General features: G+C 43.1%; 19 protein-coding genes. 17 read left to right on the top strand and 2 right to left on the bottom strand.

The annotated features are described in order from the left end of the window. Positions 1–187 precede the first annotated feature (187 nt). The 15 genes from KHS38_RS08820 to KHS38_RS08750 all read left to right on the top strand — a co-directional run bounded on the left by KHS38_RS08820 (position 188) and on the right by KHS38_RS08750 (position 12,754). Positions 188–1,075: a diacylglycerol/lipid kinase family protein gene (locus tag KHS38_RS08820; protein ID WP_213488126.1), complete on the top strand. Its 888-nt coding sequence runs from the start codon at positions 188–190 to the stop codon at positions 1,073–1,075. A 3-nt stretch (positions 1,076–1,078) separates the two neighbouring features. Next, positions 1,079–1,423 carry a translation initiation factor gene (locus KHS38_RS08815; protein WP_213488125.1) on the top strand — a complete coding sequence of 115 codons (345 nt, stop codon included), beginning with the start codon at positions 1,079–1,081 and terminating at the stop codon, positions 1,421–1,423. Between the two features lie 443 nt (positions 1,424–1,866). Then, on the top strand, positions 1,867–2,709 hold the full coding sequence (locus KHS38_RS08810; RefSeq protein ID WP_213488124.1) for a MotA/TolQ/ExbB proton channel family protein: 843 nt from the start codon (positions 1,867–1,869) through the stop codon (positions 2,707–2,709). 105 nt (positions 2,710–2,814) lie between these two features. After that, positions 2,815–3,417, top strand: coding sequence for an ExbD/TolR family protein (locus KHS38_RS08805; RefSeq protein ID WP_213488123.1), 603 nt, complete (start codon positions 2,815–2,817; stop codon positions 3,415–3,417). Positions 3,418–3,421: 4 nt separating this feature from the next. Beyond that, positions 3,422–3,961, top strand: a complete 540-nt coding sequence (locus KHS38_RS08800; protein WP_213488122.1) for an ExbD/TolR family protein — start codon at positions 3,422–3,424, stop codon at positions 3,959–3,961. A 45-nt stretch (positions 3,962–4,006) separates the two neighbouring features. After that, positions 4,007–4,849, top strand: a complete 843-nt coding sequence (locus KHS38_RS08795) for an energy transducer TonB (protein ID WP_213488121.1) — start codon at positions 4,007–4,009, stop codon at positions 4,847–4,849. Between the two features lie 238 nt (positions 4,850–5,087). Then, positions 5,088–6,002 (top strand): PstS family phosphate ABC transporter substrate-binding protein, encoded by a 915-nt coding sequence (locus tag KHS38_RS08790; protein ID WP_213488120.1) that lies wholly within the window; start codon positions 5,088–5,090, stop codon positions 6,000–6,002. Between the two features lie 39 nt (positions 6,003–6,041). Then, a complete protein-coding gene (locus KHS38_RS08785; RefSeq protein ID WP_249665309.1) occupies positions 6,042–7,739 on the top strand; it encodes a tetratricopeptide repeat protein in 1,698 nt (565 codons plus the stop codon). 167 nt (positions 7,740–7,906) lie between these two features. Beyond that, a complete protein-coding gene (locus KHS38_RS08780) occupies positions 7,907–8,212 on the top strand; it encodes a hypothetical protein (protein ID WP_213488118.1) in 306 nt (101 codons plus the stop codon). A 2-nt stretch (positions 8,213–8,214) separates the two neighbouring features. Continuing rightward, entirely contained in the window at positions 8,215–8,625 is a 411-nt protein-coding gene (locus KHS38_RS08775) for a gamma-glutamylcyclotransferase family protein (RefSeq protein ID WP_213488117.1), read from the top strand. 121 nt (positions 8,626–8,746) lie between these two features. After that, the gene (locus tag KHS38_RS08770; protein WP_213488116.1) at positions 8,747–9,391 is read left to right on the top strand and encodes a DedA family protein; all 645 of its coding nucleotides are present in this window, start codon (positions 8,747–8,749) and stop codon (positions 9,389–9,391) included. A gap of 30 nt (positions 9,392–9,421) precedes the next feature. Beyond that, the gene (locus tag KHS38_RS08765; protein WP_213488115.1) at positions 9,422–9,967 is read left to right on the top strand and encodes an inorganic diphosphatase; all 546 of its coding nucleotides are present in this window, start codon (positions 9,422–9,424) and stop codon (positions 9,965–9,967) included. Positions 9,968–9,974: 7 nt separating this feature from the next. After that, positions 9,975–11,315 carry a hemolysin family protein gene (locus tag KHS38_RS08760; protein WP_213488114.1) on the top strand — a complete coding sequence of 447 codons (1,341 nt, stop codon included), beginning with the start codon at positions 9,975–9,977 and terminating at the stop codon, positions 11,313–11,315. A gap of 11 nt (positions 11,316–11,326) precedes the next feature. Further along, the gene (locus KHS38_RS08755) at positions 11,327–12,034 is read left to right on the top strand and encodes a 16S rRNA (uracil(1498)-N(3))-methyltransferase (protein WP_213488113.1); all 708 of its coding nucleotides are present in this window, start codon (positions 11,327–11,329) and stop codon (positions 12,032–12,034) included. Between the two features lie 60 nt (positions 12,035–12,094). Next, the gene (locus KHS38_RS08750; protein ID WP_213488112.1) at positions 12,095–12,754 is read left to right on the top strand and encodes a DUF4159 domain-containing protein; all 660 of its coding nucleotides are present in this window, start codon (positions 12,095–12,097) and stop codon (positions 12,752–12,754) included. Positions 12,755–12,862: 108 nt separating this feature from the next. On the opposite strand, the gene KHS38_RS08745 is transcribed toward KHS38_RS08750, so the two are convergent. Beyond that, the gene (locus KHS38_RS08745) at positions 12,863–14,509 is read right to left on the bottom strand and encodes an SUMF1/EgtB/PvdO family nonheme iron enzyme (protein ID WP_213488111.1); all 1,647 of its coding nucleotides are present in this window, start codon (positions 14,507–14,509) and stop codon (positions 12,863–12,865) included. Between the two features lie 220 nt (positions 14,510–14,729). Here KHS38_RS08745 and porV point away from each other — a divergent pair, with 220 nt between their 5' ends. Next, a complete protein-coding gene (gene porV / locus KHS38_RS08740) occupies positions 14,730–15,908 on the top strand; it encodes a type IX secretion system outer membrane channel protein PorV (RefSeq protein ID WP_213488110.1) in 1,179 nt (392 codons plus the stop codon). Beyond that, positions 15,905–16,384: a 2-C-methyl-D-erythritol 2,4-cyclodiphosphate synthase gene (gene ispF, locus KHS38_RS08735; RefSeq protein ID WP_213488109.1), complete on the top strand. Its 480-nt coding sequence runs from the start codon at positions 15,905–15,907 to the stop codon at positions 16,382–16,384. Before porV ends, ispF begins: the two co-directional genes overlap by 4 nt. A gap of 215 nt (positions 16,385–16,599) precedes the next feature. Here ispF and KHS38_RS08730 read toward each other — a convergent pair whose 3' ends face one another. Then, entirely contained in the window at positions 16,600–19,563 is a 2,964-nt protein-coding gene (locus tag KHS38_RS08730; RefSeq protein WP_213488108.1) for a TonB-dependent receptor, read from the bottom strand. Positions 19,564–19,604: the final 41 nt, after the last annotated feature.

The following is a 19,604-nucleotide window of genomic DNA, read 5'->3' as shown; positions in this document are numbered from 1 at the left end:
GGATAGTGCAGGATTTGTAAAAAAGAAAGAATATAAGGGTTTAGCACTTTTTTACGTGGTTGCAATCCGGCTCCTGCCTACAGGCAGAAATATCAAATCAGTCCACTATACAATGAGCAAAAGTAAAACAATTTTACAAAAGCCGAAAATAGGCTTACTTTTGGTGGCCGAAAAAAAGTAGCATCGTTTGAAACGTAAAGCCCTGTTTGTAATAAATCCGGTAGCCGGTGGTAAAAGCAAAGCCCATGTGCCGCAACTGATACAGAAACATCTGGATAAGAGCGCTATTGAGCCTACTATAGTTTTTACTGAAGAGGCCGGGCACGCCAACTGGCTTGCCCAGGAAGCTATAAAAACCTACCCGATCATTGTAGCCGTTGGAGGCGATGGTACAATCAATGAAGTCGCATCGGCAGTGGTAGGGAGCGAATCTGCACTGGGCGTATTGCCTTTCGGTTCGGGTAACGGCCTGTCGCGCTTTTTAGGTATACCCATGGATACCATTGAAGCTATAAAGAGCCTCAATCATCAGCGCATTGAGCAGATAGATGCCGCACAGTTAAACGGACAATGGTTTTTTAACATGGCAGGTATGGGTTTTGATGCACATATCAGCCAGGTGTTTGCCCAGCAGGGTACGCGCGGCTTTGTTACTTACTTCAAATCGGCCGTGCGCGAGATTGTCAGCTACCGCTCGCAGCTATACCATATTAATATAGATGGTAAGGTATACGAGCGCGAAGCCTTTATGTTAAGCTTTGCCAACTCATCGCAATATGGCAATAATGCACACGTATCTCCTAAAGCATCAGTTCAGGATGGTTTACTGGATGTTTGTATAATTAAGCCTTTCCCGCTTTACCGGTTCCCGGAAATGGGGCTGCGCATGTTTTTCAAAACGGCAGATCAATCGAAGTTTGTGGAGATTATAAAAGGTAAGCACATAACAGTTAAGCGTAGTGTTGCCGGGGCTGTGCATGTGGATGGCGAGCCCCAAATACAAGGTGAGGAGGCTGAAATAAATATAATTCCGCGTTCGTTAAATGTTGTTGTAGGGCAATATCAGGCTTCATAAAGTATGTCAGCTAAAAAAAATAAGAATAACTCATCAGGTATCATGTACTCAACCGATCCTAATTTTAAGATCGAGATTGACAACGACGATGCTGTAACGCCGCCTCCGCAACAGCAGAACCTGAAAATATATCTCGACCGCAAAGGGGGCAGCAAACTGGTTAGCCGCATAAGCGGTTTTGCCGGCCGGGAGGATGATCTGGAAACATTAGGTAAAAAACTGAAGTCGAGATGTGGTGTGGGCGGTTCCGTAAAGGACTATGAAATACTGATACAAGGCGATTTTAGGGACAAATTATTGGAGCTATTGCTTGCTGATGGTTATAAAGCCAAGAAAGCAGGCGGATAATAAGTGTAAATTTAACATATTATTTTTACCAGTAAATGAGCCGGTTATTGCACCGGAACTTCTGTTGCTCCCAGCCTCAAAAACAATTTCATAACTAATAAGTTACAATTCATATAGCAACTTCAGTGAGCGTAATTTTTACACTATGCTTGCATACTATATCAGCTTAGTTACACTTTTTTTGATATTTAAAGCTTGCTATTATTGAAAAAAATGGTTTTCATTGCAAAAAATTGTTCTCGCGAACACAATTTATCGTTTTATCAACGTTATGTATTACATTGTTAATTCGGATGTGCACATATACTGATATTAAAAAATTGTGAAGAATAACATTTTGATTAGTTTTACATTAAGAAAAGTATAATTTTGTTATTCGCATTAGTAAGCATATTTAATTAACTAAATATTATAAACAAAAACTAACAACTAAATTTAAAGTAATGGCAACCGCACCATCAAAACCAACTACTACTCCTGTTAAAGAAAGCTCAGGCAACAGTGCTTTCGCGTCTTTCGTTATTCCGATTTGCTTTATAGTAGCATTATGTATTTTCATTTTCGTGCTGGGACATCCAAGCCATTACAAAGGTGGTGATGTTGAACATGGCGCACCTACCGATTATTTTGGTACTGTACACAAAGGTGGTCCGATTGTGCCGGTTCTGATGACCTTATTCTTAATGGTTATCATTTTCTCAATTGAGAGATTCGTTGTAATTGGTAAAGCAGCAGGTACAGGTAATGTTGATGCTTTCGTTAGAAAAATCAATGCTTTCCTGAACGCTGGTAGCATTGATGCAGCTACTGCTGAGTGTGATAAACAAAAAGGTTCTGTAGCTAACGTAGTAAAATCAGGTCTGAAAAAATACCGTGAAATGGAAAATGAGCCAAACCTGGACGTTGACCAAAAAACTTTAGCTATCCAAAAAGATATTGAAGAAGCAACTGCTTTGGAAATGCCTATGCTGGAGCAAAACTTAACTATCATCGCTACTTTAGTATCTATCGGTACATTGTTCGGTCTGTTAGGTACTGTAACCGGTATGATCCGTGCATTCCAATCATTAGCAACTTCAGGTGCTGCAAGTTCAAGTGAGCTGGCAAACGGTATCTCTGAGGCGTTGATCAATACCGCTATCGGTATCTTCACTTCAGCTTTATCAATTATCATGTATAACATCTTTACATCAAAAATTGATAAACTGACTTATGCAATTGATGAGACCGGTTTCAGCATCGTTCAAACTTTTGCTGCATCACACAAAAACAGAGAGAGATACTAAAAATTAGTTGGCAATAAAAAATTGCTCCGCCCGGTACACTAAATATTGGGCGGAGTAGTTAATATAAGTAACTGATTTATATAGTATTGATAATAAGACATAAAAATGCCTAGAGTAAAAGTTCCACGTAAAAGTACAGCAATTGATATGACCGCTATGTGTGACGTAGCGTTCCTGTTGCTTACTTTCTTCATCATGACATCAAAGCCCAAAACGGAAGATCCCGTTCCGGTGGATACGCCTGCTGCAACTGAAGAACAAACGTTGCCAGAAAAGGATATCGCCATTATCACCGTGGGTAGCGGCAAAGCGTTCTTTAACCTAGAAGGCGCCGAAGCACGCAAAGAACTGTTATTGCAAATAGGCCAACGAAGCAACATTAGCTTTACGCCAAGTGAAGCTAAAGCATTTACAACTTTAGATAACGTTACAGTGCCGGTTTCCCAATTGAAACAGTACCTGAACGCTTCAACTGAAGATCGTAAGCGTATGAACTCTGGTATACCAACCGATTCGGTAAGTAATGAACTTTACAACTGGATACATGACGCACGTGTGGTAACCAAAAACTTGTACGACAAAGAGCTGCGTATCAGTATTAAAGGTGATAGCAAGGAAGAATATCCTACTATGCAGCGCATCATTGCCATATTGCAAAAGCAAAAAGTAAATAAATTTAGTTTAATAACTACTTTAAAAGGAAAATAAGAAGATGGCAGAATTAGACACCTCCGGCGGGGGTGGCAAGAAAGGCGGGAAAGTAAGAAGTAAGAAACAATCAACACGTGTAGATTTAACTGCCATGGTGGATTTGGCTTTCTTGCTGGTAACTTTCTTCATGCTTACTACCACCCTGAACAAACCCAAGGCTATGGATTTAACCATGCCGGACAAAGATGAGAAGACAAAAGATCAGCTGCCAGTAAAAGCATCACAAACCTTAACGGTATTGTTGGGTAGCAACAATAAGCTGGAATGGTTTATGGGTGTACCGGGCGAATCTTTAACTCCGCCTACTGTAGAAGGTTATGGCAAAGAAGGTATACGTAAAGTATTTGTTGAGCAAGCTGCCAAAGTAAAGCAGCAAACCGGTAAAGATATCTTAGTACTTGTTAAGCCAAGCGAAAAATCTATTTACAAAAACGTAGTAGATATTTTAGATGAGCTGCACATTACCGATATTAAAGCCTACGCTATTGTGGACATTTTGCCAGAAGAAGTAGGGCTATTGAAAAGAGACAATATTTATTAATAACAATCAACGTTTTGTAACGTTAATAAACAAAAAGCCATAGCTATGCTAGGATCAAAGTTAGACATACTTAAGACGGAGTGGCTTGACGTTGTATTTGCGGACAGAAACAAGGCCTATGGCGCGTACCAGTTACGTAAGAATAATGGCCGTAACACTATATATGCACTCCTGATTACTACAGGTTTGTTTATTGCGGTGGTTTCTATTCCGACAATTATCAATATGGTTAAAGGGTTTATCCCGAAAGCTCCGGAGAAAGTGAAAATTCAGGAGGTGCCTTTGTTGCCACCGCCACCAATTCAACAAAATGAACCGCCGCCGCCACCACCACCACCATCACCTGAGCCGCAAAAGCCTAAGGTTGATCAGGTGAGGTTCCCGCCTCCGGTTGTAAAGCCGGATCAGCAGGTGCGCGAGAAAGAGCCGCCAACACAGGAAGATTTGAAAACTGCTGACCCAGGTCAGAAAGATATCAAAGGCGATCCTACTCAAACCGTAAGGATTGACGAGCCGGTAGGTAATGCTCCGGTAAGTAAAGCGGTTACCGAGGCTGCGCCAACTAACGAAATCTTTACCTCGGTTGAGGTTACGCCAGAGTTTCCGGGCGGTATGGATAAATTCTACGCTTTCTTAGGTAGAGCAATTCGTTACCCGGCTGTTGCCCGCGAAAACAACGTATCAGGTCGTGTAATCGTAACCTTCGTTGTGGAACGTGATGGTAGCTTAACTGACGTGAAAGCTTTACGCGGACCAGGTTCTGGTTTAGAGGAAGAAGCTGTACGTGCCGTAAAATCTTCTCCAAAATGGAGACCAGGTAAACAAAACGGTCGTGACGTGCGTGTACAATACACCGTACCAGTAGTATTTACTTTGCAAGATCAATAAGCTTTTATCAGATTAATGCAAAATAATATATCAAACAATAAGCAAAAATCGCCCACAAGGCGGTTTTTGCTTATTTTAGGAGCAGCCTTATTTATTGCAATTATTATTTTAGGCCTGTTAATCATGTTCTGGAATAAGCTGCCGCTTAATTTATCGCAAAGTCAGCGGTATATGTTTGGCGCTTTATTCATCATATATGGTATAATGCGTTTTATTCGCATCGTCAATACAAGAATCTATGAAAAATAGCGTTAAGATAATTATAGGCTGCTTTATTGTGCTCGCTGTATTCATCACCTGCAGGCAGCGTGGCAAAAATTTTAAAAATAACGAAGACACCGCAACATCAGGCACTATACAAATATTAGCCGATGAGTCTTTTAAGCCTATACTTGATGAGGAGGCTTATATTTTTAAGGCACTTTATCCTCAAACTAACATCCAGTTTATTTACAAGCCGGAAATAGAGGCGCTAAAGTTGTACATGAATGATAGTATTAGAACCGCGATACTAGCCAAGGAGTTAACACAAGACGAATTGCAGGTTTTTAAAGACCGCAAATTACCTCCAGAAATCAATAAGTTTGCCGTTGATGCTGTTGTATTGATTGTCAATAAGCAATCAGCAGATACAGCTATTTCGGTAAGCCAGATCAAAGCAATGCTTAACGGCAAAACAATGGTCGACAGGGATATCGTTTTTGATAACCCGAGCTCAAGTTTGGTGAGATATCTGAAGCAATTTTCGGGTAATACAGAGCTTAAGCAGAAAAATATATACGCGCTGAAATCAAACAAGGATGTGATCACATATGTTAGTGAACATCGAAACGCCATTGGCATTGTAGGATTCAGTTGGTTGGATGATCCGGATAAGGATTATGCCGACGCAGTGGCAAAAGTGCAATTGGTTGGTGTAAAGGATGAGGCCGACAAAAAATATGGCAATCAGTTCTTTAAACCTTCGCAGGAAACTTTAGCTCTAAAACAATATCCGCTACGCCGCGATTTGTACGTGTACAACAGCACCGGCCGCACGGGATTAGCATCTGCATTCCAGGTGTTTTTAGGAAGTGAGAGAGGACAACGAATTATTTTAAAATCCGGATTGTTGCCCGATTCAATTCCTGCAAGAGAAATAAATATTAAATAAGTAACTAATCTCTAACACTATAAATTAAAGCCCATGAAGATGATTAAAAAAATCGCTGGAACAGGATTAGGCCTGATATTTATAGGTTCATCAGTTTTTGCGCAAAGTCTATCCGACGCCAAGAAAGCTATTGACGCCGAACAATATCAGAAAGCTAAATCAATGCTTAAAAACCTGACTACTACACAACCAAGTAAAGATGAGAATTTCTTTTACCTGGGTTGGGTTTATTTAGCACAAGACTATCCGGATTCAGCAAAAGCTGCATTTGATAAAGGTATTGCAGCCAATCCTAAATCTGCTTTAAACTATGCCGGTTTAGGTGCTGTAGCCCACGTAAATAAAGATAACTCAGGTGCTCAAAATAGCTTTAACCAAGCTCTTACTTTGGCAGGTAAAGATACCAAGCCATATGTATACGTAGCTAAAGGTTATATGCTGGCTCCTGCTGATGCAAATGCTGCCATCACTACCATCAACAAAGTGATGAACGATAAGGTTAAAGATCCTGAGTTGTACATCGCTTTAGGTGATGCTTACCGTTCACAGTTGAAAAGCACTGAAGCTTACAAGGCTTATACTTCAGCGCTTGATTTAGATCCTAAATCACCATCTCCAAAAGTATCAACCGGTGTGCTGTGGCGTTTCGCTGATAACTTTGAAGATTCAGAAAAACAATTCCAGGAAGCTTTAGCTATTGATCCTAACTTTGGTCCGGCTTACCGCGAGTGGGCTGAGACTGATATTCGCTGGGCTCAAAAAGTGCCTGCACAAGCATCAGCTAAAGTAAACCAGGCTGCTGAGCAATACCGTAAGTACTTAAGCTTAACTGATATGTCGGTAGAATCTCGTATACGTTACGCTGACTTCTTATATCAGGCAGGTAAATTCAAGGAACTGCAGGAAGAAGCTGCTGCTATTTCTAAAACGCCAAACGCTAACCTGAAAGTTTACCGTTATATCGCTTATGCCGCTTATGAAAATGGCGACTATGCCAACGGTTTAACTGCCATGAACACTTGGTTATCAAAAGCAGATCCTAAACGTATAATTCCTTATGATTACCTGTACTTAGGCCGTTTGCAAATGAAATCTGGTCAGGATTCAGTAGGTATCAATACTTTGCAAAAAGCTGCACAGTTAGATACTACCCAAGCTGATATCTATGCTGATATTGCGAAATCTTACTATGGTCAGAAAAAATTCGTTCAGGCGGGTGATGCTTACCATCAGTATGTAACCAAATCAAGAAAAGCTACCCTGAATGATTATTTCTATGAAGGTATCAGCTACTACTTTGGTTTCTCAGATCAGTATGCTAACAGCACTAAAACTAAAGTAGCTGCGGATACCAGTTTATTAGGTAAAGCAGATGCGGCTTTTGCTTACGTAGCATCAAAGGTTGACAAGCCTAATGCAAACGTAATCTTATACCGTGCCCGTATTCAGGATTTAAGAGAGCCAAGCCGGGAAACCAGCCAGGGATTAGCTAAACCTTTTTATGAGCAATACATCCAGGTGATAACTGAAAAAGGCGTTACTGATGCTGATAAAAGAAACTTAGGCGAGGCTTATGCTTACTTAGGTACTTACTATCAGTTTACACAGAAAGACCCTGCAAAAGCTACCGAAAACTTCACTAAAGCAAGAGAGCTTGATCCATCAAACTCAGTTGTACAACGTTTCTTCACCCCTAAAAAAGCCGCAACTGGTAAAGCTGCCGGTAAGGGTAAATAAGAAAATTGCTTTTTATTGAGATAGAAAAGGCCACCTTAAAGGTGGCCTTTTTATTTATAACAATTGCTTGGTTTGTTGTTTATATACATGGGCAATAATAGAATAGTTCAAAACCTTAATGATCAGATAAACACAACCCATTATATTAGCAACGTAATCAATTTAAAATGGATACTCCACAAGATTTAATTGTAAAATTTTCCTTTAACCCTGACGACTTTGAAAAGCTGGATGATTTTGAAGAGCATCTGGAACGAGCCGTTACCTTTCATGGCATAGGTACTTATGAGGGCTACGAGTTGGATGCCGAAACCGGTGGTAATGGCGAATTTTACCTGACTACCACTGATGGCGATCTGCTTTATAAAACTATCCGTCCGCTACTTTTAGATGCCGGCTTTTTGCAGGTAAAGCAGATGGCTTTGCAGGCTCAGGAGGGTAGCGGTGCCTGCCAAAAAGAATATCAATTATAGTAATGGCATACTTATTTGTTTATGGAACCCTATTGAATGATATAGGCCATCAAATAGTAGGCAGTATTGCAGCTAAAATGCAACTGGGCGACCATGGGCAAACAAGCGGTGCACTTTATGATTTGGGCGAATACCCTGCTTTGGTTGAAACCGGCAATAATGCCGACACTGTAAAAGGCGAAGTATACATTGTAACAGACGCCCAAATGGTATTCGATATTTTAGATGAGTACGAGGGTGTAAATGATAGCCCGGCCTTATACAGCCGTGAATTGAAGCCTGTAACATTATCGGGAGGGCAGGTGGTAGACTGCTGGGTATATGTATACCAGCAGCCAATTGAAGAACATCATCTTAAAATACAAGGCGGTGACTACATCACTCACCGCAATAGCAATATTAATGGTATTTAAGCTATACCGAATGATTGCAGTTATATTATAATACAGTATTATCAGGCAAGTGTCTAAGCTTATTTAATTTTGGGCAATACGGCAAATTGTTATAATATTTGTAGCTTTACAGATATTGTGAATGGAAAGTCTCTGGGAACATCTCCAAAACTTAACGGATGCACAAGCCATACTCAGTAAAGGTGGCTTTTACCTGTTGCTGGTGGTGGTATACGCCGAGACCGGGTTGTTCTTTGGGTTCTTTTTACCTGGCGATTATCTGCTGTTTATGGCAGGCCTGTTATGTGCTACCGGATTCATGGACGTACATATCACGGTACTGGTGTTATCGCTCATAGCAGCCGGCATTTTAGGCAACTTTACCGGGTATTGGTTTGGTTACCGAACCGGACCTGTAATGCTTCGGCGGCCCGACTCCTTCTTTTTTAAGAAGCGTTATGTAACCATGGCCGAAGAATTTTATCAGAAATATGGCGGCATGGCACTGGTTTTGGGCAGATTTTTCCCTATAATCAGAACTTTTGCACCTATCTTTGCAGGTGTAGTAAAAGTAAATTTTAAACGATTTACGTTATACAATGTTATTGGCAGCGTAGCCTGGGTGGTGGCTTTAACGCTAACCGGATATTTTCTGGGGCGGCAGTACCCACAACTCAGGCATTATTTGCAATATATAGTGTTTGCCCTGATAGCAGTGACTACCATACCACTGCTGATTGCTTTTTTTAAAAAAGGCAATGTGAAAAACAAAATTGACGAACATTAATTTATTAATTATTCAAACAAATTCTACTAAATGAGTACACAACATCCCTGGCATCAGGTTTCGCCTGGCGAAAACATACCTGACGTGGTAAATGCTATTATTGAAATTCCTAAAGGCTCAAAAGCCAAATATGAGATCGACAAAGAATCTGGTTTATTGAAATTAGACCGTGTTTTGTTTTCGTCTGTAATGTATCCGGCCAATTACGGCTTTATTCCGCAAACTTATTGTGATGATAAAGACCCATTGGATATCCTGGTTATTTGCTCTGTTGATGTTTTCCCAATGTCAATGATCGAAGCCAAAATAATCGGTGTGATGCACATGGTAGATAATGGTGAGCAGGATGATAAAATCATTGCCGTAGCTAAAAACGACATGTCGGTAAACTACATCAATGATTTAAATGAATTGCCTCCGCATACTATGAAAGAGATCGTACGTTTCTTCCAGGATTACAAAAAGCTGGAAGGTAAAAACGTAACAATTGAGCACTTAATGGGCAAGCCGTATGCGCTCAAGGTAATTAACGAAGGTCTGGAGTTGTACAATTCCACTTTCCCTGCGTACCAATAACTATTACATGGGCCCCGACTTAGATATTAACGGTTTTCATATATTTCTTACCATATTTTTGGTTTTACTGAACGGCTTTTTTGTGGCTGCGGAGTTTGCCATTGTGCGCGTTCGCGGTTCTCAAATTGAAATTCAGGCAAAGGCCGGAAGCCGAACTGCTAAGATAGCCCGGGGTATAATGCATAATCTGGACGGATACCTGGCTGCAACGCAGCTAGGTATTACCATTGCCTCGCTGGGCTTGGGCTGGGCGGGCGAAGAAGTGGTAACCACCATCATGCTGAAACTCTTTTCCATGTTTGGTTTGGTTATTACCTCAAGTTTAATCATCAACATCAGCCATGTTGTTGCGTTCATCACCATCACCATACTGCATATTGTATTTGGTGAGCTGGCTCCTAAAACACTGGCCATACAGCGTTCTGTACGCACCACGCTTGCAGTATCCTATCCGCTACGTTTCTTCTTTGTGGTTTTCAGGCCAGCCATCTGGGTACTGAACACTTTTGCTAACTTTATTTTGAGCTTGTTTGGCGTAACCGCCGTACATGGCGACGAAGCGCATCATAGTTCCGAAGAGTTGCAATACCTGTTGGAGCAAGGTAAAGAAAGCGGTGCGCTTGATTCAAACGAACACGAACTGATCAAGAACGTGTTTGATTTCAATGAGCGCGTGGTTAAAAATATCATGGTACCCCGTACCAAAATATCAGGCGTAGATCTGTCATGCAACACGGACGAACTGCTCGAATGCCTGATAACCGAAGGTTATTCACGTATGCCGGTGTATGACGATACCATTGACAAGATTGTGGGTATTGTACACGCCAAAGATATTCTCCCATTACTGGCGCGTAAAGAGGAATTCGAGATCAAGGAAATTATCCGTAAACCTTACTTTATCCCCGAAACCAAAAAGATCAATGAGCTAATGGCCGAATTGCAGCAAAAACGCATTCAGATAGCCATTGTACTGGATGAATTTGGCGGTACGGCTGGTATGGTAACCCTTGAGGATATTGTAGAAGAGCTGGTAGGTGAGATACAGGATGAGTTTGACGAAGAGAAACCTATTGTAGATAAGGTAAGCGACCGTGAGTTTATCATCAGTGCTTCTGCCACTATATATGATGTAAATGAGCACCTGCCGCATGATTTGCCGGAAGATGGTGACTTTGATACCATATCGGGTTGGGTAAGCGAAATATTCGGTAAGATACCGGATGTAGGCGAGCAACGCGAATCAAACGGTTACAATATTACGGTATTGAAAAAATCGGATCAGAATGTAGAGTCAGTTAAGCTGGAGATACTGCTGAACGAGGAAGATATGAAAGATTTACATTAAGCCGCAAGCTGATGCAAATTTTTTATACACCCGACATTGATCCACAACTTGCCACGTACAGTTTAAGCGAGGAGGAAAGTAAGCATTGCATTCGTGTATTGCGCCTGCAAGCAGGCGATCATGTGCAACTGGTAGATGGCCGGGGTGGCTTTTATACGGCCCGTATCACTGATGCGCATCCAAAGCGCACACAATTGCAAACTGTTGAAACCCGGCAACAATATGGCAAGCGCAACCATTTCCTGCACATTGCTGTAGCACCAACCAAAAATATAGAGCGGCTAGAATGGTTCTTGGAAAAAGCTACCGAAATTGGTATTGATGAAGTTTCTCTCTTGTTATGTCAGCGATCCGAACGTAAGGAAGCTAAGGTTGACCGCCTGAATAAAATTATAACTTCTGCCATAAAACAATCCCTTAAAGCCTATCACCCACAACTGAACGATATACAATCTTTCAGTAAATTGGTGCAGGCTCCCTTTGATGGGCAAAAGTTTATTGCCCACTGCCTGCCAGAAGAAAAAGTAAGCCTGGCTTCACAACTGGAATTGCATGGACGCAGCCTGATACTCATTGGTCCCGAAGGCGATTTCACCGAGAAGGAAATTGATGAGGCTTTGCAAAACAACTTCAAACCCATAACTTTAGGCGAAAGCCGCCTGCGTACCGAAACCGCGGCGCTTGAGGCTTGCTTTGAAGTAAACTTTTTAAACAGATAGCCGGCTAAACCTGTTTGGTAAGGCATTTAACGAGTAAAAGGGGAAATGCTTATGTGGCGAATGAAGTATAAATCACTTGTAATTCTGATAACCGGCCTGTTGCTGAGCAGTTACCGGCCCGAACCTACCTACACGCTAGCGCGATTAAAGTATAATGGCGGTGGCGACTGGTATGGCGACCGTACCGCGCTACCCAATTTAATCAGATTCTGCAATCAAAATCTTAAAACCAATTTTAAACCGCAGGACGAAACCGTTGAGGCAGGCAGTGCCGAGCTTTTCAATTATCCCTTTGTGTTTATGACCGGGCATGGCAACGTTATCTTTTCCGATCAGGATGTGCGCAATCTGCGTAAGTATTTAACCGGTGGCGGTTTTTTGCACATTTGTGATAACTATGGGCTGGATAAATTCATACGCCCGCAAATGAAGCGCGTTTTCCCTGAACTCGATTTTGTTGAACTACCGCTCAGCCATCCCATCTATCATCAAAAGTTTGATTTCCCGAACGGGCTACCTAAAGTTCACGAGCACGATAACAAGCGCCCGCAAGGCTTTGGGCTGATTTACAAAGGCCGCTTGGTGTGTTTTTATGATGTGGAGTGCGATTTAGGTAATGGTTGGGAAGATTATGGCACCTATGCTGGCGATAGTCAGGAAACGCGTATTAAAGCCCTTAGAATGGGTGCTAATCTGGTACAATATGCGCTTACGCAATAAAGTTGAAAGATGTAGGTAAAATAAGCTTTGATTAACTGATAAAAAGCAAAAAGGGATGTTACTACAGTAACATCCCTTTTTATTTAACCTAACTTATTAAGCTATATATTATCTGCTTTTTGAGCTATAGTTACGTGGTTTGCTCACTCTGAAGTGTGGCTTGCCATTAGGATTGATCTCTGGTGCACCAACCATGGTCATCGCACAACGGAAACCTACTTCAGCACTTGCATCAGCCTGGTCCATAAAGCGGCGGGTAGCTGGGTTTAGCCACATAGCACGGTCATTCCATGAGCCACCTTTGAAAACCTTTGAGTGGTCATTTACCAAGGTAGTTACGCCATACAGGCTGTTGTTTACCGAGTCGGCATAGCCGCGTTGGTCGGCGTTGTACGGTTTGCCAGCAATTGGGTTGGTGCTTGCTGTGGTGTTTGGAGCAGGAGCGCCGTTACCATTACCGCCCTGGCCGCCTTGCTGCTGTGCAACAAACTCATTCCAGGTTAACTTACGTGATGATTTAGCTGCATCTTTAATTGGACGGCCATATTTATCTTTCGCATATAAACCTTTTTCAGGATCGGCCAAACGTTTGTTGGTGTACTCATTACCACGGAACGGGTTGAAGTCTTCAAAGTCTTCGAACGACATCTGGCGGTAGGTATCACCTGTCCATTCATTTACGTTACCTGCCATGTTGTACAGGCCAAAGTCGTTAGGCTCGTAAGAACGTACCGGGGCTGTAATATCAGCCTTATCGTTCAATGATCCGGCCACACCCATGTTATCACCTTCGCCACGTTTAAAGTTGGCTAATATCATACCACGGGTACGTTTGCTGGCTGAGCGTACGCCCATGCCATTCCATGGATACATCTTACCATCTTCAATGTTTTCATATTGCGTGTTACCCGCCAACCCTAAGGCTGCATATTCCCATTCGGCCTCGGTTGGTAAACGGTAGCCTGGTTTCAGGATACCATCCTCTACACGTACCGGACGGGTAGGTTTGCCTTTTCCATTAGCGCCGGCTTGTGCACGTGGGTTCAGGTCGCGTATCATGTTCTTACCATCAATACCCTGTCCTCTGTACTGGCCGTTGAGGTACATATCGGTGTTAAACGGATCGGTGATGGATGGTTGTGCACCGCCTCCCTTACCGTTGCTTTTGCCATTGCCCGATGCATCTTTCCAACTGGCTAAACGACCTGTTTCACGCAAAATATTTTCGTTCATACGGTCGGTACGCCATGTACAGTAGTTTTGTGCCTGCTCCCAGGTAATACCAACCACCGGGTAATCCTGAAATGCCGGGTGACGTAAGTAGTTATCAACATAAGGCTCATTGTAAGATAATGGTCTGCGCCATACCAGGGTATCGGGCGTAGCATTGTAATACAACTCGCGGTCGTCCGGGAAAGTGATGCTGATCCAGTGCAGGTAATCCAACCAGTCCTGGTTCGATACCTCTGTTTCGTCCATGTAAAAAGACGCTACAGTAACACGGCGGCGTACATTATTATTTTCGTAAGCCATGTCCTGATCGGCACTGCCACCCATAACGAAGGTACCTCCTTCAATTGGAATTAAGCCCGGGCCCGGTGCAGGGTGTGTTTGCTTAAAGCGAAGATAGCCGCCATTGTTACGGTCATTGTAAGCCATGCCGGTTTTTTGCGACCGCATAGGTTTACTGCAGCTGCTCAGCAACGCGCCTAACCCCAGTACCACTAAAGCAGTTTTAGTAAAATAATTGCTCATCTCTGTTAAAATAGTCAATAAAAGTACAACGTTCGTTCAAACAGTAATTTGCTTTCGGTTGACAGAAATTTAATATATCTTGTATGCGTCTTTTTACGGTAGCAGTTTCACTAAAGTTTTGCAAATTGCTTAAAAATATCGTTTTAATCAATTTAACATTTATAAGTCTTTATCGTAGTAGGATAGATATTTAACAAAAAATTACAGCTAATTTGCGGCAATGAGAGTTTTTACCTATCGCATCATAACCTATTTGCTCTTATCTATACCGGTACCGCTGTTAGCACAAACTATTGGTACAGGTGGCACCAATACCAATGGCAGCAGCAGCAATGCTATTACTACCGCTGTGCCCTTTTTAAATATTACGCCCGATTCACGCTCGGGTGCCATGGGGGATGCTGGCGTGGCCATAAGCCCGGATGCCAATGCAACTTACTGGAATCCATCCAAGCTGGCTTTTATTGAAGGTCGCGATAATATGTCGGTAGCTTACAGCCCCTGGCTTCGCCGTCTGGTATCGGATGTTAATTTGGCTTATTTAAGCTATGCCCGCAAACTGGATGATCGTAATACGATAGGCCTGTCATTACGGTATTTTAATTTGGGCGCCATACAGCTGGTTGATGCTAATCAGAACGATCAGGGAACTTACCGCCCTAATGAATTTTCACTCGATGGTTCGTTTGCCCGTAAGTTTGGCGAAAACTTTTCGTTAGGGCTTACTTTCAGGTATATCCATTCCAGTTTAACCAACGGCGCTTTTGTGGCCGGCCAGCAAACCAAGGCAGGCAATGCCTTTGCTGCCGATGTATCAGCCTTTTATCGTAAGCCTACGCAACAGTTTGGAAAAGACGCCTTGCTGGCTTTCGGCGTTAATATTTCTAACATTGGTACTAAAATAAGTTATACCGACGGCGGGCAGCAATACTTTTTACCTACTAATTTAAAATTGGGCGCTGCCAATACATGGTACCTGGATAGTTATAACCAGGTTACTTTGGCCTTTGATATTAATAAACTGTTGGTGCCTACGCCGCCGGTTCGGAATATGGAAGGCAATATTGTGAGCGGATATGATGATAATGTGTCGGTACCATCGGGCATTATACAATCGTTTGCCGATGCACCGGGTGGTTTTAAAGAAGAAATAAAAGAGATTAGCTATGCGCCGGGCGTTGAATATGGATACAACAAGCAGTTCTTTTTACGTGCCGGCTACTTTTACGAGAATCCTGATAAAGGTAACCGCCAGTACGTAACAATGGGCGCAGGCTTTAAATACGATATTTTTAACCTTGATCTGGCTTATTTAGCAGCTACGCAGCAAAGAAGTGCGCTGGCCAATACCCTGCGTTTTACAGTAAGTGTTAACTTTGGCGCCAATAAAAAGCCATGAGTAAAATAAGGGTAGGTTTTGGTTTTGATGTGCACCAGTTGAAAGAAGCACATCCTTTTGTAATGGGCGGCGTAACGCTTGAGCACCACTCTGGCGCTTTTGGCCACTCTGATGCCGACGTAATGGTGCATGCCATTTGCGATGCCCTGTTAGGCGCTGCCAATCTTCGCGATATTGGCTATCATTTTTCTAACAAAGATGAACGTTGGCGTGGTATCAGTAGCCTGGTGCTGCTGCAACACGTGGTAGCCCTGCTTAAAGAAAAAGGCTGGACAATTGGCAACATCGATGCCATGATTTGTCTTGAAGCTCCCAAAATCAATCCGCACATCCCGGCCATGAAGGCTAACATTGCCCCGGCGGCTGGCATTTCCGAAGAAGATATTTCGATCAAAGCCACCACCAACGAACAAATGGGCTTTATTGGCCGTGAAGAAGGCGTTGTAGCCTACGCGGTTTGTTTGATTGAAAAATAGCCCTACCTACCCCTCCCCGGTAGAAAGGGCTTTGCATAATAGGTTGTAAACGAAAAGGTCATCTCGAACGATAGTGAGAGATCCTATACGGTGATTAAGTTAAGCGTATAGGATTTTTCGTTATCACTCGAAATGACCATTTATTTTTTATATATTACAGATCAAAAGCCCTCCCTACCGGGGAGGGTTTGGGAGGGGCTTTTAGGTGAGAGTCTCTACCTCAATAACCCATCCAACGTCACGGCTAAATAATACAATCCGCCAATGGTAGGGCCACCGGCATATTGTATGTAGCGCTTGTTGAAAATATTAGATCCGCCCAGTTTAAAGTTAGCTTTATAAGCCGGTACACGCAGGGTAACCTGGGCATCAAAAGTGCTAAAGGCAGGTACCGTACCGGTTACCAGCGGACTTTCCCACAAAAAGGATTCCTGCCATTTGTATACTACGCTGAAGCCTAAGTTTTTCACGATCTCACGGTTGCCAAAAGATACGTTGGTGGTCCAGCGTGGGGTGTTAAAGCCGGTTACAAAAATATCGTCGGTCTTATTGGTCTTCAGTTTATTGAAGCTGGCATTCCCGGCAACGGTGAATTTTTTATAAAAGTTGTAGGTAACGCCAATGGCCGAGCCATAATTTACGTAATCGTTTTTGGCATTGGTGTATACCCGGTAGCGGTCTTGCCCATTGCTGGCGGCGGTAGTACTGGTGGCTGCCGTAGCATCGCGGTTCCTGTCGAGCATGGCCAAAACGGCTGCATCGGTACCGGTGGTTGTGCCTTTGGGTACATAAACCTGCACCTGACCTAAAAAGCCATTGTACTTGTTGGTATAGGCATCAATATCTACAATTACTTTCTGATCGGCCCATACACTTTTGTAACCAATCTCAAAAGAATTGATTTTTTCGGGGCGTGCTTTAGGCAGGTTAGCCACTTGCAGTATATCACGGTTTTGCAAGGCGGCAGCATCGGTATTGCCAGCTGCGCTTACAGCTGCATTGAAGTTGATAACGGATGCCTGGGTATAGCTGTTTTCTAAATAGCCCAAGCCCTCGTTGATGTAAGACAGGCTGCCCACACGTTTTACCCGCCCGTTATTTACGTAAGATAACGCCTCGAACAGTGCCGGGAAACGATAGCCTTGCTGATAGGTAACACGGAAGTTCTGATTTTCAACCGGCGAGTATACGGCAGCAATGCGCGGCGTAAATTTAGGGTCAAACTCGGGGTTATAATCAAAACGTAACGAGCCGAATACTTTTAGTGTATTATCAAAAAAGGTTTTAGTAACCTGCGAAAAAGCGCCAAACTTTTTATAATAAACATTATCACCAAAAGAACCGTCGGCCAGTGGCTTGTTACGCTCGGCAATCGGTCTCGAAAAATCAACAAAGTTGTTGCCGTCCGGAATGATCTGGTAAACGCGGGCATCGCCGCCAAGCAGCAAATCAAAAATCTTTACCTGTTTGGATAAATCCCACTGGGCCTCGGTGTGGTACATGCGGCTATGTTGTACCAGGGCAGCGCCGCCCGTTTCAGGTGCATCGGGTATCTGGCTTGATTTAATGTCCCAGTTATTGATGCCAATGATCGTGTTTTTAAGTTGATTGAAAGCATCGGTGCCAGGTATTACACGGCTTGCATCTGCAATTTGCCGTGCATAGTTGTTGGCAGCAGCCAAATTAGCTGATGTTAAAGTGCCGCCATTTGCTGTTGCGTACGCATTCAATGCATTTTTATATTTAGTGCCCCATGCGCCCGATGAGCCGCCGCTGTACAGATCCAGGTTATCGGCCAGTGGTTTTACATTGTATGAGTTGCCGGTATTTTCTAACGAAACGTAGCTTAATACCTTAAAATTACTGCCTTTTATTTCCAAGCTGTGGTTTTGTACGGTTACCCCGTCCAGCCGTATTTTGTTGCCACGCTGAAACACGCCATCCATTTTACCATAGCGGTAGCCATAAGCTATTTCTATTTTGTCGTTCAGTTTATAGTGAAGTGATCCGTCGAGCTTTAAATTGGATACTTTAGGGCTTACCAGTTCATTTTCCCAGTAACCGGTACGGGACACACGCAGGGTTTGGTTGGCTTTGCCGTCAATATTCAGGCCGCTGATAGATACAAGGTTGCTACCTGCTAAGGCATCATCGCCATATTTGTTCCAGCCGTCAAACGCGGCATTGGCATTGTTCAGGGCCGGGAAACCCGGATTAGCGCTATTCAGGTTATTTGGGTTTTGGTCAAGCCGGGTGTTGGAAATCCAGTCGGTGCCCTGCATGTAGCTGGCGTTAATCTTAAAGGCAATCTTGTTGTTGAATGCTTTAGCGTAGCGGATAGCGCTTTCGGTCAGTACGCTTGGATCATGATCTTTACCATCCACATGATTTACACCTGTTTTATGGTAAACGCTTAAGCCTTGGTACACAAACGGATTTTTGGTCATGAGGTTGGCCATGCCGTTAATGGCGTTCATGCCGTAAAGGGCTGATGCCGCGCCGGGGGTAATTTCAACACTGGCAATATCCAGCTCGGTAGGGCCAATGGCATTACCCAACGGTACGCCCAGGGTTGCCGCCTGCATATCCACACCATCAACCAGTTGCATAAACCGGAAGTTGTTAGGAATGTTAAAGCCACGCGTGTTGGGTACTTTAAAGGTTAAGCTGGATGTGGTCATTTGTACACCCTTTACATTCTCAAGCGCGTCATAAAAAGAAGGAGCCGGCGATTCGCGAATGGCACGGATATCCAGCTTTTCGATAGCTACCGGCGATTTCAGTATACTTTCTTCAACCCGCGATGCGGTTACAACCACATCCTTACCTAAAACGGTTTGGGTAACCAATTCGATGTTCAGCTTGGAGCGGGCATCTTTAATTACATATTCCTGTTGTTGAAAGCCTACATAATTAAATACCAGAGTAAGGGGGAACTTCAAGCGGGTTTTGATGGAAAAGTCGCCTTTATCGGTAGTGGAAGTGCCGGCTACCGTACCTTTAATATTTACGCTAACGCCGGGCAGCGCTTGCTGCGTAGTCTGATCGATCACCCTGCCGGATATGACAATCAGTGTGCTTTCCTGTGCAAATGCAAACCTGCCCGTGACAATTAAAAATAAAGCTGCCGTGCTAATTAAGCGTAGCCATGCTAAGGGAGTGTAAGTATAAATTTTCATGAAGTAAGGTTAAAATTGAGGGTGTATTTATTTCCTGATGT

Origin of the sequence: Mucilaginibacter sp. Bleaf8 (assembly GCF_018390515.1) — a bacterium.
Classification (GTDB): Bacteria; Bacteroidota; Bacteroidia; order Sphingobacteriales; family Sphingobacteriaceae; genus Mucilaginibacter.
This window is presented reverse-complemented; position numbering and strand designations above follow the sequence as displayed.